The organism is Mesorhizobium sp. M0208, assembly GCF_040322015.1.
Lineage (GTDB): Bacteria > Pseudomonadota > Alphaproteobacteria > Rhizobiales > Rhizobiaceae > Mesorhizobium.
On the sequence record NZ_JAMYSP010000067.1, the window covers coordinates 1 to 17,445 of the forward strand.

Genomic DNA, 17,445 nt, shown 5'->3' on the forward strand with positions numbered 1-17,445 from the left:
GCGGCATGACAGCGGTGCGCTCGGCGGATAGCTGGCCAGATCCATCTCGCCGATCCCGCGGCTGATGAATTGTTCCTGCCAATACTCGTCCATATAAGGGATCAGAACATCATTTCCCGGCACTGCGGGATGAATATCGCAATCAATTACCGATGTCGGCTTGTGGAGCATCAATGCCTCGCTTCCAAGAATCTCTGCCGTCTCAGATAAAGTGGGGTCGATCGTTCAGAGATCGACGACCAGGTATGAGTCCTCGACACTCACAGGGAAAGTTTCCGCTTTATACGGACCCTCGACCAATTCGGCTCCCGCAGTTATCGATACCGGGTATTGTTTCACGGATATTCGCCCCGGATCACACCATGACTGGCCGGTGCGAATATCAAACTCCCAGCCGTGCCAAGGGCAGCGGATGAACTCGCCCCGACGCGAACACTGGACATGTCCGGGCTCATCTGCCGTTGCGATACCTGAGATCAAGCCCATCGACAGTTCAGCACTCTGGTGAGGGCAACGATTGAGGAGGGCGAAGTAGTCGCCATCGACATTGAAGATGACGATCGGACGGCCACGCACCTCGAAGACCTTGCGCATGCCCGGACCGACATCCTCTGTCTTGCCCACCACGTGCTTAGCCATCTTTCCTCCCTGGCAAAAGCGAGACGGAACTGATCCGAGAAGCCATGTTAAAGGTAATAAGCTTGCGCTATCTGTCTTGGAATAGACAGATTGGATGAAAATGCACCACCACAGGTGCGCGAAAGCAGAACCGAACCTGAAGACGCCGGCGTAACCACGACTGTTACATCAACGCATGCCTCGGGGCTCACATGGAGCCGGCGTCGGGATTTGTCTTGCAAGCTTGCAGAAACTCAGAGCGACGGCGGAGTAAACTATTCGTAAGCAAAATGGGCGACACGAAAAGAAGGCGCTGACTTGATCAACTCCACCGACTGCCGCCGAACACAGGCACGTCGGGTACAGAGTCCCGAGCACGGACGCAAGTTGACTGAGAACGCGTCTGCTGGCGTTACCAAGCCCAGGTGGGTGAGAGCTTTTCGGGCGCCGATGCGAACGGCAGAAATAGCCGCCAGGATCGGACGTGTGGGGGGGGCATGCCGTTCTGGCATGGAGAGTGCGGTCCGCCGCACAATTGCGCGCGATCCATTTCGCTTGCGCGGGTCTGATCATAAACGCGCTAGAAAAGGGCGCCCGGGAACAGGCGCCCTTTTCATCGACGAAATGCTCGGATTGGAGGTCCGTGATCAAGCAATCCGCCGACAACCTCTTCAAGGCCGACCACAATGGTTCAGCCGCAAATTGAACGCTCGCAGTTACCCGCTTCGAAGGCGGGTACGAGCCGTCCAATCCTCAGAATGAGCGCTGGAACCGTACAAAACCGCCTACGCTGTTTTTCTTGTCAGCACCGGTCCAGTTCAAGGCCGGAGCAGGAGAACCGGCACCGAATTCGTCGAAGCGGCCTGCATGCAGGTAATCGACTTCGGTCGTGATCGTGAAGCCGGGAACGATATCGTAAACGATATTCGCCGCAACACCGAGGTTCTTCCATTCATCATAGGAAACCTGGGCATTGAACGAGGTCTTTTCGTTGAACTTGTAGGTGCCGCCGCCCCACACCGCCCAGTTGCCGCCCCATTGCTTGTAGATGCCGCGACCGCGGCCCGGGATCGCCCAGGTCGGATCCGACAGGTTGTCGTCCGTTCCATAGCCGGCCATCGCGAACAGCGAAACTGCGTCACTAACATTGACGTCGAGACGCACCTTGCCGGCCACTTCCTCGTAGTTGCTGTCGTAAGCGATAACGCCGGTGATGGCGCCCCAGCCCTGCGTGTACTTCACGCCGCCGACGACGTGCGGAACGTAGCTGTCAATGGTGCCCTTGACGCCCGAGCCTTCTTCAAGCGAGACGACGGCCGAGAAGCCGTTGCCGGCGTCGAAGTAGTACTGGATGGCGTTGGTGTTGTGGTCGCCATAGGGCACGAGCGTGTCGTTGAGAACGTTACCGGCATAATCAATGAAGCTTTCGAAAGCCGTGTCGGTCTTGCCAATACGGAGACCGCCGAGCTGAATCCAGGCGTGCTTCAGATTGACGGCCTGGTTGTGCGCGGGATTGGGATCGGTACCAAAGTCGCCTTGATTATTGCCGAAATCGAAGCGGGTCTCGGTGTAGGTCTTCAAGGTGCCGAGTTCAGTTTCCTGGCCGGTCCAGGTCCTCAGCGAGAAGCGGGCGTTCTTATACCACGTGTGGTTGCGGCTGCCGTCCTCATGATCCTCATTGGTCGCACCATCGTATGAGCCGACGTCGCCGAAACCGATGTCGTAACGGACATAGCCGCCGATGCGCAGGCAGGTTTCGGTGCCGGGGATGTAGAAGTAGCCAGCGCCGTAGACGTCGCAGATCTTGACGTATTCAGCGGGTTCCGGCTCGGCGACGACGACGGCGTCGGCGGCGCGCGCACCGGAAACTGCGATCAGGGCCGCAGCTGAGCCGAGAAGAAGGCTCTTGATGTTCATACTTGATCTCCATTCAATGATTTGAAAGGGCGAGGACGTCGATGGACGAACCGCTCCCTGTCCCCACGATCGAAAAAGATGCGCATCTCGATGCATCCTTCCCGACTTGAACGCTATTCTCCGGGCGAATTTGCGCAAGTCAAAATTCTGTTTGCCAGCCACATGCCGAAGTATCAGTTGCATTTTTACCACTAAATAGTCGGTATTACTCGCACGAATTGGACAACTATACATTTGCACAAATCGCACAATTGGTACATCTGCTGTTTGTGAACGTATTTGACGCCTAAACAGCCACAGACGTCCGCCCAATCGTCAGATAAATCCAATCAGAGAAATTGCCTGGGCGGCCGATGCAACAGCTTCTGTGCTCATGCCTTCCCTGAGCAATTCGACAGGAACGCGACCTTTGAGAAGAGGTGAGGGGCTGATCAGCCACAGCCAAGCCAATCTGGGATCGGAGATCGAGGAAAGGACCTCCCGGATTCCGGGCACAGGCCTGCCGTCGATGAACTGAGCCAGGGGAAATACGTGCTTGCGGGAGCCTCTGCGAAAGGCAATCACATCATTGTGCCGCTGCCACCAATGGAGTGTTGACCGCGGTATTCCAAAACGTCTCTCGAGATGCGTTGAGCCCGCGACTGGACCGGCCCACTCCGCAATGCGGGCGCCTTCTCTCGGAAATTCTTTCAGAACCGGATGCCCGAGCGGATGATCGGCTGCCCGCGGTCGCGAAGCGATCTCACAGGCCTGAGCGTTAAGCCGTCGGGCTGCTTCGGCCTCGAGCCTACCAAGAAATTCGGCGGCCACGGCGGTCAAATCGTCGGAAGGAGAGGCTGACGACGCAACTCCAGCCTTGTCACCCTGCCTCGCCTCGTCGCATTGGGCAAGAATGCGTCGCACCTCCCTCATGACAAAGCTTGAAAGCTCGCTCTGGCGCTTTTCATCCCCAAAATCACTCGACCCGGACATTGACTTTCCCAGTTGCATCCCCTCAGCAAGCCGCCGAAAGAGCGTTGAAGACATGTAGTTTGGAGGACGGCGATGTGTTGCGTGTTCGTGTGCTCGCGACCTAGCAGCCGTCTTGCTGCTTCAACTTGTGCCTCTCAACAAAAAGGAGAGCGTCGATGGACGACTATCTTGGCCCCCCGCGATCGAAAGAGACGTACATCGGAGTGTATCCTTGTGCAGCGTGACGCTATCCGCAACACGGATTTGTGCAATATCAAAGCTTAGCCTGCAATCCTTATCTAATTTAGTCGTTGTTTTTATGCAACTATATCCTGAGTGTTACTTCGACAAAAATTGAACGTATTGCGCGGTTAGACGAACTGTACGTTCGGCAGCTAGTTTTAGGCACCATTTACAGGCGGTGTGTATGCCTTACGGTTGGCCCACGCATTGGCCAAGAATACGCCGCACATCCATCTTCACCATGTTGAAAGCCTGTCGTGGGCGTTTCATTTTTTCATTTCGCTCGATCCAGCCATACATTCGGCTGCCGCACGCGCTCGGGCACCGTTGCAAGATCTTCGGCCGCCGCCGCGGGCCTTAACTCGGGACATATCTGCATGTCCAAATGCCATGGCCTGAACCTCTATTCATCGGTCTGTTGCAAGGTGCCTCGGCGCATCGCCTACGGTTATCCGCCCTACACTCGCACAGCACCTCGTCCGACAGGTTGGAGGTATGCTTGAGGATCGCCAGCCCCGCCATCAGCCGGTTCGGCAGCGGCGGCATGTTAGGGCTGTCCGAATAGACCGCGCCGAAACGCTGCTCCAGAACCGGCCGGTCGATCGCCTGCGCCAGTCGCACCAGCTCGTACTTCATCTTGATGATCTGATCGAGCCTGGAGCGGAATAGATCCTACTCCCCCGTCTCGCGTGGCCTGGACACTCGCCGTCCCACAGCGCATGCACAGCAAGATCACTGATCGGTCGTAAATGACGGCCTTTGAACATAGCAAGCGCTCCCCGAAAAACAGACGCCTTTATGCGAGACATGGTTGCCATTCCGTTTCCCCGGCAGGAGCCGAAGCTCGCTGCCGGGCCGGACGCTTGGGAGGCGGCGGAAGTAGGTATACTCGCGCATCGTCGTGTTCCACGGCGATCTAGTTTAGGCGCCAGCGTTGTGTCGTCGCCATTCGCGATTAAACGCGGCCCTCACGGTCATTGAGCAGAGTAGTAAAGCCGACCCCAAGCGAAAGGCGTCTCGATCGTTGCTGGCCCAGCCGGCCATGATCTCGATCCTAGAAGAAAAAACTAGCGTCGCCGCTTTTCGGCGCGACGGCGGACCAAACTGCGTGCAGCTACCATCGCCGCGACAGCCAGTGCAACCGCGATGTATAGCATCTCGGTCGTGCCGTCGCCCCCATCCGGGGCCACGCCGAAGATCCGCTCGATAAAATCCATGTCTATCTCCTCCTGGAATGAGTTCACTGAGCCGCATGTTTTTCATCAGTGGCCACCTAGGCCTTGCCGGCCCCGAGCAGCACGACGCCGTCGGTATTGAGAGCGACGTTGAGCGCAGCGACATCATCGTTCACTATCGCGTCCAACTTTTTGATCTCTCCGCGGACCTTCGACAAGATCTCATCCGCGACTTGCCGGGCTTGCATTGTCGGCGCCGCATCGGCGATGGCGACTACATTGACGAGGTCGATGAGCGAACCGAGCAAGCCGGCCGAGTTGCGGACGTCTTGCGGTGTCTCGCGCCTGAAATCGATCAGCGCTCCTTCGATTGCCTCAAGCCGACCGACCAATGCTTGCGCACGCTCGCTAAGCGATTTTTCACTACCGACCAGCCGCTTCTGGACATCCGCGAGCTGCCGCTTCAGGAGCCGCATGCGATTGACCGCTTGGTTAAGAGCCGAGAGCATGCCGAACAGCTCCTGTAAGAGCGCGAACTGCTCGGCAAAATCCTCGTCGGTTGTAGCTATTCGCGGATCCTTAACGACGGTGAAGCCGACCGTCTGTCTCTCGTCGCCGACTTGAAGCTCAACCCTGAAGTCGCCGGGAACCACCGCCGGGCCGCTCGGGTCTTCCCCCTCCGGCGCTAGAGGCTTGTACTTCCAGGTCCCCAGGGAGTGGTCGAGTTTGGCCGGTCCCGGATACCTGAGATCCCAGACGAACCGGTGGAGCCCGGCCCTTGTGCCGGGTTTTTTGTCGAAGGGCGCGTGCTTTTCGTCGCTCGAGAAGGAGACGATGGTCTCGCCCGCAGCGTCCAGGAAGGTGAGCTTTACCGGACCCTCTGTATCATTGGGCAGCCAATAATAGAGGATCGCCCCGTCCGGCGGATTCTCGCCGCAGTCGAGATAGCGGCGAGCGCTTCGTCCGTCCTCCAACTCAACCACCTCCGTGCCGCCGCCTATGCCCCAATGAAGGCCGTAGCTCATACCGACCTTCGAGAAACCCTGCCCAACGATCCAGTTAAGCTTAGTCCGGACTGTCGGGCGCGGGCTCACCAGCTTTACGTCCTTCTGATCCGAGGCCAGTTCGCGCAACGGCGTCACGTCATCCAGGATCCAGAAGGACCGGCCATGCGTGCCGGCGACGAGATCGCTTCCCTTGATCTTGAGATCGTAAACCGGGACCACGGGCAAGCCGCCGGCCATGCGCGACCAGTGCGCTCCGTCGTCGAGACTGAAGAAGACCCCTGTCTCGGTGCCGGCGAAGAGCAGGCCTGGCCGCACCGGGTCGGCCCGCAGCACACGCGTGATCTCGCCCTTCGGGAAGTCACCGACGATCGACTCCCAGCTCTTGCCGCTGTCCTTCGTGCGGAACAGATAGGGTTGATAGTCGGCGAGCTTGTAGCGCGTAGCCGCAAGATAAACAGTGTCAGCGTCATGCGGCGAGATCTCGACGCACCCAATATAGGCGAGCTCGGACATGGCTTTCGGCGTGACGTTGCTCCACTCGGCCCCGCCATTGCGTGTCACATGAACGAGGCCGTCGTCGGTGGACGCCCAGATCTCGCCCTTGCGGTGCCGGGATTCCACGACCGAGGCGCACGTTGCATGGACCTCCGCGCCCAGGTTTTCGCGGGTCAGAACGCCGCCGGAGTAGTCCTGCCTAGCGGGGTCGTTGAGACTGAGATCGGGCGAGATCGCAGTCCAGCTCGATCCTTCGTCACGGCTGCGGAAGACGTGGTTACCGCCGGCATAAAGCGTCTTTGCATCATGGGGCGAGAAGGTGAGCGGGAAGGTCCATGCAAAACGATAGCGCATGTTCTTCGGCGCGATACCGGTCGTCTTCTCCGGCCAGACATTCACAAGGCGGATCTGCCGCGTACGGTGGTCGTAGCGTTGCAGAGGCCCCGCCCCGTCCGGGCTCGAGCCGATTGCGCCGCAATAGACTATGTCGGGATCCTCGGGATTGACGACTATGAAGCCGCTCTCGCCCGTGCCCGGATAGGTGCAGTCGCCCAGGCCGATTATACCCCATTCGGTAGCGCTGGGGACCGAGATCGAGATGTTATCCTGCTGGGTGGCGTAGACCCGATAGGGGTGCCGGTCGTCAACATCGATGCGATAGAATTGTGCTGTATTCTGATTGTAGATCGAGGACCAAGTCCTGCCGCCATTGAAGGTGACGCAGGCACCGCCATCGTTTCCTTCGATCATACGTTTGGGATTGAGCGGGTCGATCCAGAGATCGTGGTTGTCGCCGTGAGGCGTAGTCACTTCGGTGAAGTTCTCTCCACCATCGGTCGATTTCCACATCTGGAAGTTGGTCACGTAGACGGTATCGGCGTGACCCGTATCGGCGAAGACATGGGTGTAATACCAGGGGCGATGCATCAGGTCGCGGTTCTGAGACACGCGGAACCAATGATCGCCGTAATCATCGGTTCTATAAAGCCCGACCTTGTCGTCCTCCGCCTCTATGAGGGCGTAGACGCGCCCCCGCTGCGCCTGCGAGACGGAAACACCAATCTTGCCTAGGACTCCAGCCGGCAAGCCGTTTCGGCCGGACAGCTCCTCCCAAGTGTCGCCGCCGTCGAGTGACCGAAAAATTCCGCTCCCCGGCCCGCCGCTGTTCAGGTGCCAGAAGCTCCGCCGCGCCTGCCAGGTCGTGGCGAAAAGGATGCGCGCATTGTTGGGGTCCATCGAGATGTCAACGGCCCCGGCGTCGGGATTGCGGTAGAGGATCTTCTCCCAAGTCTTGCCGCCGTCCTTGGAACGGAACACGCCGCGGTCCTCGTTGGGCCCGAACGCATCGCCGAGCGCCGCAACATAGACGATGTCTGGGTCGTGCGGATGAATGCAGATCTTGCCGATATGGCGGGTTTCTTTCAGTCCCAGATGGATCCAACTGCGACCGCCATCGGTCGACCGGTATACGCCGTCGCCGTAAGAGACGTCGACGCGGATCGTCGCCTCTCCCATGCCAGCATAGATGACGTTCGAGTCGGAGCGGGCGACCGCGAGCGCGCCGACGGTGGCGCTCTTGAAGTAGCCGTCGGATACGCAGCGCCAATAAACGCCGCCGTCAATCGTCTTCCACACGCCGCCCGCGCAGGCGCCGAAGTAAAACACCATCGGTTCGTTGGGATCGCCGGCGACCGCCACAACGCGACCGCCTCTGGCGGGTCCGATGCAGCGCCATTTGAGGGCCTCAAGGGCCTTTGGGTCATTCACATGAACCTGTGTCGACATACACTACTTACCTACAAACCGGTGAGGTGAAACTCTGGTAAAACTTCTACGCGTTTTGATCGTTTTGGATGGCTGGGCACAGGGGCGGTGCTGATGTGGACCCCGAGCGCCACGGCAATTTTTTCCTGTCTTGTCTGTAGGCCCTTTGAGGAATCGCTCCGGCCCTGGGGCCGGTGCGCCCGCGATTTGCGATGCACTCTATAATTTCTAGAGCCGCATTGGAATCCGCGTCCTCTAGCAGCCAAATGCGCTCGATACGAAAGTGAATCCACACATTCTATGAGCGTACGGATCGCGCCCTAGGGCAATCTTGATTGCTGGCACTTGGAAAGTTCACATTTCCTTTCTAAATTCCCTTCGGAGTGAGCCTCTTTTCCTATTGCTTGTATCGTTCATACCGAGTGTTACTGCGCACCAGGATGAGTTATCTGGTGGGGACGATGGCAGTTTTCTCGGCGATTGACATATACAGTTTGACCCGAAGTTGGCCATCACACCGTAAGCGCTCATTTCCATGCGCGTTGACGTGCGCCATGTGACGTGGATCGCTGTCAGACGGCTTTATCGGATCAAGCCGCGGCGGTTTTGGCGAAGGTGAAGGGCAGCAGGTCGGCGATGTCGGCGTCTGTGGCGCGCTGCGGCAATTCGCTGAGGACGTGGCGCAAGTAGGCAAGGGCTCGACGCCACAGGCGCGGCAGGTCAACATCAAGCTGTATATGACGGCGCTAGCCCTGGCTCCGTCCACACTGTCGCTGAACACGCAACTCTTTCTTCCAATGGAAAAAATCCTGATGTCGCGCTCAAGCAGGTTGTTGTCGATCGGCATCCTGCCGTCTTCGGGGCGATCGATGTGCTTTTCGCTTTTCGGCGCAAAACGATGGAGCCGCGCCAGTACCAGTTCTTCCTCCAGCTTGACCACGCGTTCCGTGAGCTGACGGCCGCCTGCAGCGCCGCAATGCGCGCCATCAACTCCTCAACAGTGGGTTCGCCGGGTCTGATCATCAGATTCTTGAATCTGAACCGTTTCGCCCCGTCAACCGCAGACGGTGAGAGCTGTCAGCCGGCGATCTGGTATTGCCGAACCGGATGGCGGACCATCGCGCCGATATCAATGCCGTCGAGGATCCAGTGCAATTGCTCGGTCGTCAGCGTCACCATCGCCGTCTCCCGGCGTGGCCATCGGAACCTGTCTTCCGTCAATCGCTTCAGGACCATCATAAAACCGGACCGATCGAAGAACAGGAGCTTCATCCGGTCGCGGCGGCGATTGCAAAACGCAAAGACCGCAGGCGCAAATGGGTCAAGCTCCATCACCTCCTGCACCAGGACCGCAAGGCTGTTGATGCCGGACCGAAAGTCGATGGGCTCGCGGTGCAGGTGGCGGCAAAGCAACGGCGTCTTTGGCCGTCTTTATCCATTTCCGAAGAAGGTTGGCATTGATCCCATGTTCAAGCGCAAGCCGCGATACCGACACGCCAGGCTCCAGGCAGGCCGCAGCGAGCCGCTCTTTCGACGCCGGGTCATACCGCCGGCGGCCGTTGCGCAAAATCCGCCTTACCAGCAGTTTCTGTTCAGCATCCTCAATCACTTGGTGTCCACCTCCGTTAAGTGGACACCTTCATCCCAAAACACGCTCAATGGAAAAAGGTGCGGAGAAATTCGCGCTTACATCACTTACATCACACCAATACGATGTGGTCGTTAATACAGAGGTCCGTCCCGGCGGAGGGGCGCATAGGGCCCAGGAAAAAGGGCGCGAGAGCATAAGATAGCCCGCCGCCGCCCGTGCAGTGGCGAAAACGAGTTAGTCGGGTAGCGCGAAGCGAGGGTCGAGCATGTCACGCAGGCCATCACCAATCAGATTGACTGCCAATACTACAGCCATGATTACCAAGCTTGGATACAATATTAAATAAGGTGCGATCAGAGCAAACGACCGCCCTTCGGCGACAATATTGCCCCAACTCGGGTTTTCAGGCGGAACCCCGATGCCCACAAAGCTCAGATAGGCTTCGTAAAGAATGGCCAGGCCACAGATATATGTCGCCTGCACGGCGATTGGGGCCAGTGCGTTCGGCAAGATATACTTGAAGAGTAGCCGCAAAGGACTAGCGCCGTAGGACCGAGCCGCCTCTATGAAGACCTGTTCCCGGAGCGTCAGCGTTAAGCTTCTAACCAACCTTGCAACACCGGGCACTTCCGGTATCGCCAGAGCCACGATTACAGTCAACACCCCGCCACCGAAGATCGTTGCCAAGGCAATGGCGAGCAGGATTCCCGGTATCGCCATGATGCCGTCCATCACCCTCATCAAGATATTGTCTGATGCCTGTCCGGCGCCTGCCACAAGACCAAAGATTGTTCCGGCTGTTGTCGCCAGAACCGCAGTGGCCAGTCCAATTGCGAGCGAGACCCGCCCGCCGTAAAGCACACGCGTGAAAATGTCTCGCCCGAACATGTCAGTCCCCAGAAAATGGGCGCCACTGGGTGGAGTCAGTCTCAACTCCGGGCTTATAGACAAGGGATTAAGATTGGCTATCCCCGGACCCAGATACGACACGAGCACAATCAAAAGCATGAAAATCAAGGCGACACGCACCGACGCCGGCAGGCGCGTCATATGTGGCCACAACAGGGAAAACGTCATCGGCCTAACTCCTCAAGTATATTTAATTCTCGGGTCCATTAAGGGGTACGACAGGTCCACCAGCAGATTTACCATGACGTACACACTCGCACTTATCAGTAGGACCCCCTGAATGACCGGAACATCCCGGTGCTGGATGGCTTCCACGAGGAGGCTGCCGACCCCGGGGATTGCGAAGACGGTCTCTGTTATTACCACACCACCAAGCATACCCGCGAACGACATTCCAACTACCGTGACCAGAGGTACGGCGATCAGCTTAAGGCAGTGTCGAACGAGGATCGTGAACTCGTCGAGCCCTTTCGCTCGCGCGACACGGATAAAGTCCTGATTCAGCACTTCGATCGCGCTCGCTCTTGTGATTCGAGTGATGAGTGCCGTTTGCGCAAATCCCAACATGGTTGCGGGCAGAAGCACATGCCGCAAGACTTCCGTCACACCGCTGTCGAATCCAGGGAACCCGGAGACTGGCATTGACCCAAAGTACACACCGAACGTGAATATCAGCACGTACCCAATCAGAAAGGGAGGTATGGCTGTCCCCGCAACTCCGAAAAGTGATACTAGGCGATCAGCGATGCCCCCTCTGTTCTGTGCTGCCAACAATCCCAACGGCAGCGAGACGGTTATTTGAACCACAGTGGCTGCGGTTGCGAGAAGAATCGTCGGTTCTACCCGCGACAGAATGAGATTGAATACTGGCTGTCTGGAAAAGATCGAGTTTCCCAGATTCCCCTGCACGACATTCGCCAACCAATGAAAATACTGGACGGCCAGCGGATCACCGAGATGAAGGCTCTCCCGAATAGCGGCGATCTGGGCGGGCGTCGCGTAGTCGCCCGCCAGCACAGCCGCCGCATCTCCAGGGCTCAGATACGTCAGACCGAAAACTATGGCGGTCACGATCCCCACCACCGGAATGACGGAAAGCACCCTAGAAATGAAATACCTGATCATACTTACCTCACCACCGGAGACGCGCTGCGCTACTGGCCCTTCCGCCGGATATTCCAGAAATAGTTATAAGGTGCCTCCGGATTGAACCCTTCGAGGTCGGCGCCATAGACAGTCGGAACGCCGTACTCTCCCGTCATGACAAAGGGAAAATAGGCTGATGCGCGGGCTTGGAGGTCAAAACTAATTTTCTCTTTCTCGTTCTCGTCGACCGCGCTCGCAAAGGCACTTCTCAGTTTCTCGAGTTTATCGTCGCACGGCCAACCAAACCAAGCCTTGTCGCAGTTCGCAGCCAGCATCAGATGGGTGATAGGGGAACTGGCAGGTCCCACCTCCATGTAGGTAGGGAACAGGTTCCACCCGCCCTCCGAAGCAGGAGCTTTAGACGTGCGGCGCGACGTCAAAGTAGCCCAGTCCATTGCTTGAAGATCTACTTGGACGCCAATCTTTCTTAACTGCTGTGCTAAGTACAGCGACCTCGCGTGGGCCTCCGCCCAATCGGTTAGATCGAAGATCACAATCGGCTTTCCATCGTAACCGGCTTCTTTGAAGAGCTCCTTTGCCTTGTCAAAGTCCGCGGCCCCCCGGTGGCCGCTATAGGCGGACTCGTCGCCGTACTTCCCCTCGCAAGTGAGATAAGCATAGCAGGGATGCCAGAATTGCGGGTCACCCACAGAAATCTGCATGACCTCCTTTTGGTCGATCAGGTAGGTGAGAGCTTCAGTCGCCTTGATGTTGTTGAATGGTGGCACCTCGTGATTCACCACGAAGAGGCTCTGCACGAAAAATCCTTTCGAGACCACAAGCTTCGGGTCGTTTCGCAGAGCCAACGCATTATCAATCGGAGGAGATAACCAGATATCTTGTTTGCCGGTCAGCATCGCCGCCATCGCGGTGTTTGGGTCTGGTATGTAAGACATCTCGATCTTGTCGAAAGTTGCCTCTTTTTTGCCCCAATAGAAGCTTGGCGGGTCATTCCGCGGAGTGTAGAAGGAGTTCTTGGTGTAAACCGGCGTTTGGCCTGGCTTCCAGGTCGAGTAATCGAACTTATAAGGACCAGAACCGGTTGTATCGGTGAGCTGTTCGGTGGGCGGAAGGGAGGCAACCCGCTTGGGCATAATGAAAGGGACGTTCCCCTCAGTACTGGCAAGCGCCGAGGGAACGTCGAACGGCTCATTGAGCTCGATCCGAAACGTCAGATCGTCAACCTTAACCATCTCCTTGGTCCTGGATCCAAGGAGTCCACCAACCACATCCCGAGACTCCCAGCGCTTCAGTGACTGGATAACGTCGTCAGTGGTGATTGGAGCTCCGTCGGAGAATTTCAGGCCCTTGCGAAGCGTGACTGTGTAAGTCTTGTTGTCCGAGTTCACATCAACTTTGTCGGCCATTTGGGGACGCGGTGTGCCGCTGCTGTCGAACTCGAACAATTTATCGTAAATGAGATATCCGTGCATCTGTGTATCCCCCGATGTTGTTACAATGGGGTCAACAATTTTCAGGGCGCTTCCCTCTATTACGCGCAGCGTGTCCGCATTCGCCGTACCGACCGATAAAACACCGATAACGGCAGGTGTTACTAACCGACGCACTGCGGTTGTTCTTGACATCCATGTAATAAGTTTGATCTTCATTTTTGTTCCCTCTAGTTGTTAAAAGAGCAATAGGCTGTAGTGCCCATTAGGTTTTCCTGCTCCCATTCCCCGCCCCAAATCATGACTGCGTGGCCAGGCGAGACTTCACGATACTGGCGCACAGGTGGGACGTAGTCCGCAGGCCGGACGGGACACTTGATTTCGCCATTTGAGACCGAGCGTTTCTGCAGGCGCCGTGCCGGATCTGCGATCGGAACTGCCGCGAGCAGCCGTTTGGTATACGGATGCTGCGGATTCTGAAAAATCGCCTCGCGCGGGCCGATCTCAACGATCTCGCCGAGATACATCACAGCCACGCGGTGGCTAACGCGTTCGACCACTGCCATGTCGTGCGAAATGAATAGATAGGCAAGGCCCATACGGGCCTGGAGATCCAGCATAAGGTTGACGACTTGCGCCTTCACAGAAACATCGAGTGCCGAGACGGCTTCGTCCGCCACGATGAGCCGCGGCTCAAGTGCAAGCGCACGCGCAATACAGATGCGCTGGCGCTGGCCACCCGAAAACTCATGCGGAAAGCGGTTGACTATGTCAGGCGAAAGACCCACCCGCTGCAGGAGGTCGGCGACCTTATCGCGTGCTTCCGAACGGCTGGCGAGTTTGTTGATCAGCAGCGGTTCGATGATCGCTGTTCCGACATCCATGCGCGGATTGAGCGATGCGAACGGGTCCTGGAAGATCATCTGAATGCGATTTCGCTGCTTGCGCAACTCGGATTGACCAAGTTTTACAAGGTCAACACCATCGAGCAAAATCGACCCCGAGAGGGGCTCAGTCAACCGCATTACCGTCCGGCCTGTCGTCGATTTGCCACAGCCTGATTCGCCGACCAGTGCCAAGGTTTCGCCGCTCTTGACGCTGAAGGAGACATTCTCGACCGCGTAGACCCGGCCTTTGACCGAAGAAAACATGCCCGACCGGATTTCGAAGCGCTTCGTCAAGCCCGCAATCTCCAGCACCGGGCGCTCCGCCTCCTTGACGGTATCCGGCACCTCGGCCGGCACGTCGGATTGGCCAGTTGTCCGGTCGACGATCGGGAAGCGTATCGGCCGCCTTCGCCCCTTCATCGAACCGAGCTTTGGAACGGCCGAAAGCAGCGATCGCGTGTAGGGGTGTTCGGGGCGATTGAAGATGTCCTCGGTCGGCGCAGTCTCGACCATCTGGCCGTTATACATGACTGCCGTGCGGTCGGCGATCTCGGCGACGACGCCCATGTCGTGCGTGATGAAGAGGACGGACATGCCCTCGTCCTCTTGCAACTCCTTGATCAGCTCCAGGATCTGCGCCTGGATCGTCACGTCGAGCGCCGTCGTCGGCTCGTCGGCAATCAGCAGCTTTGGCTTACCGGCCAAAGCCATCGCGATCATGACGCGTTGGCGCATGCCCCCCGAGAAGTGGTGTGGATATTCGTGGAAGCGCGACTTCGCCGCCGGGATTTGTACCTTCTCCAACAGCCGAATCGTTTCCAACTCAGCCTCGGATCGCGACAGGCTGCGGTGCAGAATCAGCGATTCAGCTATTTGGAACCCGATTGTGAGCACCGGGTTCAGCGAGGTCATCGGCTCCTGAAAAATCATGGCAATGTCGTTGCCGCGGATACGACGCATTTCTGATTGCGAGAGCGTGAGCAACTCCTGCCCGTCAAGCTGGATCGACCCTTCGACCTTGCTCGAAGCTGGCGAGTTGAGCCGCATGATCGAGAGCGCCGTTACGCTCTTTCCAGAGCCGGATTCGCCGACGATGGCGACTGTCTCTCTCTCGCCGATCTCAAACGATATGCCGTCCACGACGGGGGCCCAGTGCCCCCCGACACGGAACGAGGTCACCAACCGCGAAACAGAAAGGACCTTATGGGCCATCCTGTGCGTGCGCTCCTCTAGGAGACTTGATTCAGGTTCGCACAAATCTACTATATCGGAACCCACGGAACTACCTCAAGACTTAGGGCCAATTCCTCGCTAAATCCGCAAATTAGTTCTTTTTTCTACTGTTCGCGTCACAGGGTTCGATAGACTTTCCTCGCGTTTTCCCGAAATAGCAGCGCCTTGTTTTCCTCGGATATTCGAGCCTTGAAGGCATAGCGCGGATCATCGAAGTCCCAGTGAGGATAATCGCTCGCAAAAATCAGCCTATCCCAGCCGATTTGATCAAACAGATAGTTGAGCTCCTCGGGATTGTCCGGCTCCTCCACCGGCTGTGTGGAAAAGTAGAAATTCTGGCGTAGATAGTGGGAAGGCGGATGTTTTAAGCTAGCCACTTCCGAACCCATGCGACGCCACAACATGTCCAGCCGGTGCCCAAGTTCAATCGACCAGACACAGCCGCACTCGATGATGATCACCTTGAGAGAGGGCAACTGATCGAATACGCCATCCAGAATGAGACTCATAACTTGTGACTGGGCAGCGAAGGTCAGGTCCAAATGATCCTCATTGTAGTATGATGGCCAGCCGCTGGCGGTCCGCGCGCCGCTTTCGCCGCCAATGTGCATGCCAATTGGAAAGCCATGATGAGCCGCGGCTTCCAGGATGGGCCTGTAGCGTCGATGCCCTAATAGCTCGGTTGTGCCGGTGGGTATGTGCACCTGGACAAATCGCGCATCCAGTGCCCGCTTTTCGATTTCTGCGACCGAGGAAACGACATCGTCCGGGACAACCAGAACGGACGCTCTCAGCCGATCCTCAGACTCGACGAACTCGGCGATCTGCCAATCGTTCATCGCCGTGCACAACACATTGTTGAGATCTAGATTGCGACCGAGCTGCGCCCCAAAAGGTTCGAGCACTCCGAAGACGACATTGTGGGGATCGAGGTGCTGCTTCCTCATGAAGGCCAGGTCCGATCCGGGTCCGCCCCCACCCGGCGGCCAGGCATCGCGGCGTTGTCCCCTTGGATTGTACCGGGGATAGGTTTGGCTGTCAGCAAACACGCTGAACCCCAACTCGCCATACTGATCGAGATGATCGCGCCAACGCTTGGAAATATAGGGATGGAGGCTATACCGGTCTTTAAGAGCCGGGTGGATATCGCAATCGGCTATACCTGCCGAAGATGCAGCACGCACCGGCTGCTTCGGGCTGACTGTCGTATCGTTCATTTCACCGTCTCCATCAGCCGTGGGTAAGTTCGTAAGGGGTTTTCCTGCGCGATTTTCTGCCGAAGCCGCGCTGGAAAACCGGGTGGCATCGGATCATCTCCTTCGAACTGCCAATGCGGGTAATCGGACGAGAAGAGCAGCATGTCTTCGCTGCCGAGATGCTCTATCAGCTTCTCGACGTGCACCGGATCCTTCGATGTATCGAATGGCTGGATTGTAAACCGGACACGATCCCGGAATTCCGCCGCAGGAGAGCGCTTCACCCACGGAACCTCGCCGCGGATACCCCGCCAGACCTTCGCACTCCGCCAGATAAAACTGGGCACCCAACCGATGCCCGCCTCGATCATCACGAATGTGAGATCTGGAAACTTGGCAAATACGCCCTCCATGATCAGGCTCTGGAGCTGCGCCGCGAAAATGTGGGTTCCGCTGGCATAGTCCTGGAGGTAGGTCGACGGCCATTGCATAGCGCTACTGCCCGTAGGATAGCGATACATCGTCCCGGCATGGATACCGACAGGCAACCCATGCTTTTGGGCTGCTTCATAGATCGGCCAAAAATGGCTCCGGCCGAGAAGCATCTCGTTGCCGGCCAGCAGCAGGACCTGAACGAACCTTTTGTCGGAAGCACATCTGTGGATTTCCTCTGCAGCCCGATCGGGAAGCTGTGAGGCCACCACGATCGAACCGCGCAAACGTGGCTCAGCATCCAGCCACTCCCGAGCCAACCATTTGTTGGTCGCAGTGCATACCTCTGCTCCCATCAAACCGCTTGCCGCGACTTGACCGCCATAGAGCGGGTTACAGATTGCGATCTCGCAGTTGAATTTATCCAGCGCCTGTTCCCGACAGCGATCGAGGCTGACGCCTGGCTTTTCCCCATCTTTCCGCCAGTCCG

General features: G+C 57.5%; 12 protein-coding genes and 3 pseudogenes. All 15 read right to left on the reverse strand.

Annotation, left to right across the window (positions count from 1 at the left end):
* Positions 1-225: 225 nt before the first annotated feature.
* Positions 226-639: a Rieske (2Fe-2S) protein gene (locus NKJ17_RS32325; protein WP_352691767.1), complete on the reverse strand. Its 414-nt coding sequence runs from the start codon at positions 637-639 to the stop codon at positions 226-228.
* Between the two features lie 732 nt (positions 640-1,371).
* A complete protein-coding gene (locus NKJ17_RS32330; protein ID WP_352691769.1) occupies positions 1,372-2,535 on the reverse strand; it encodes a porin in 1,164 nt (387 codons plus the stop codon).
* 315 nt (positions 2,536-2,850) lie between these two features.
* Positions 2,851-3,507: an antitoxin Xre/MbcA/ParS-like domain-containing protein gene (locus NKJ17_RS32335; RefSeq protein WP_352691771.1), complete on the reverse strand. Its 657-nt coding sequence runs from the start codon at positions 3,505-3,507 to the stop codon at positions 2,851-2,853.
* A gap of 669 nt (positions 3,508-4,176) precedes the next feature.
* A pseudogene (locus tag NKJ17_RS32340) lies at positions 4,177-4,374 on the reverse strand (transposase); the annotation flags it as partial.
* Positions 4,375-4,796: 422 nt separating this feature from the next.
* Positions 4,797-4,946, reverse strand: a complete 150-nt coding sequence (locus NKJ17_RS32345) for a hypothetical protein (protein WP_352567646.1) — start codon at positions 4,944-4,946, stop codon at positions 4,797-4,799.
* Between the two features lie 56 nt (positions 4,947-5,002).
* The gene (locus tag NKJ17_RS32350; protein WP_352691775.1) at positions 5,003-8,104 is read right to left on the reverse strand and encodes a WD40/YVTN/BNR-like repeat-containing protein; all 3,102 of its coding nucleotides are present in this window, start codon (positions 8,102-8,104) and stop codon (positions 5,003-5,005) included.
* 656 nt (positions 8,105-8,760) lie between these two features.
* Positions 8,761-9,029: pseudogene (locus NKJ17_RS32355) on the reverse strand (transposase domain-containing protein); the annotation flags it as partial.
* A 218-nt stretch (positions 9,030-9,247) separates the two neighbouring features.
* On the reverse strand, positions 9,248-9,514 hold the full coding sequence (gene tnpB / locus NKJ17_RS32360) for an IS66 family insertion sequence element accessory protein TnpB (protein WP_352691777.1): 267 nt from the start codon (positions 9,512-9,514) through the stop codon (positions 9,248-9,250).
* 40 nt (positions 9,515-9,554) lie between these two features.
* Positions 9,555-9,776: pseudogene (locus tag NKJ17_RS32365) on the reverse strand (transposase); the annotation flags it as partial.
* Between the two features lie 219 nt (positions 9,777-9,995).
* The gene (locus tag NKJ17_RS32370) at positions 9,996-10,838 is read right to left on the reverse strand and encodes an ABC transporter permease (RefSeq protein ID WP_352691778.1); all 843 of its coding nucleotides are present in this window, start codon (positions 10,836-10,838) and stop codon (positions 9,996-9,998) included.
* A 12-nt stretch (positions 10,839-10,850) separates the two neighbouring features.
* Positions 10,851-11,795, reverse strand: a complete 945-nt coding sequence (locus tag NKJ17_RS32375) for an ABC transporter permease (RefSeq protein WP_352691779.1) — start codon at positions 11,793-11,795, stop codon at positions 10,851-10,853.
* 29 nt (positions 11,796-11,824) lie between these two features.
* Positions 11,825-13,426: an ABC transporter substrate-binding protein gene (locus tag NKJ17_RS32380; RefSeq protein ID WP_352691781.1), complete on the reverse strand. Its 1,602-nt coding sequence runs from the start codon at positions 13,424-13,426 to the stop codon at positions 11,825-11,827.
* 11 nt (positions 13,427-13,437) lie between these two features.
* Positions 13,438-15,306, reverse strand: a complete 1,869-nt coding sequence (locus tag NKJ17_RS32385; protein ID WP_352691783.1) for an ABC transporter ATP-binding protein — start codon at positions 15,304-15,306, stop codon at positions 13,438-13,440.
* Positions 15,307-15,443: 137 nt separating this feature from the next.
* On the reverse strand, positions 15,444-16,544 hold the full coding sequence (locus NKJ17_RS32390; protein WP_352691785.1) for an amidohydrolase family protein: 1,101 nt from the start codon (positions 16,542-16,544) through the stop codon (positions 15,444-15,446).
* Positions 16,541-17,445: amidohydrolase family protein (locus NKJ17_RS32395; RefSeq protein WP_352691787.1), on the reverse strand; the 905-nt coding region annotated here is incomplete at its 5' end. The genes NKJ17_RS32390 and NKJ17_RS32395, both read right to left, overlap by 4 nt.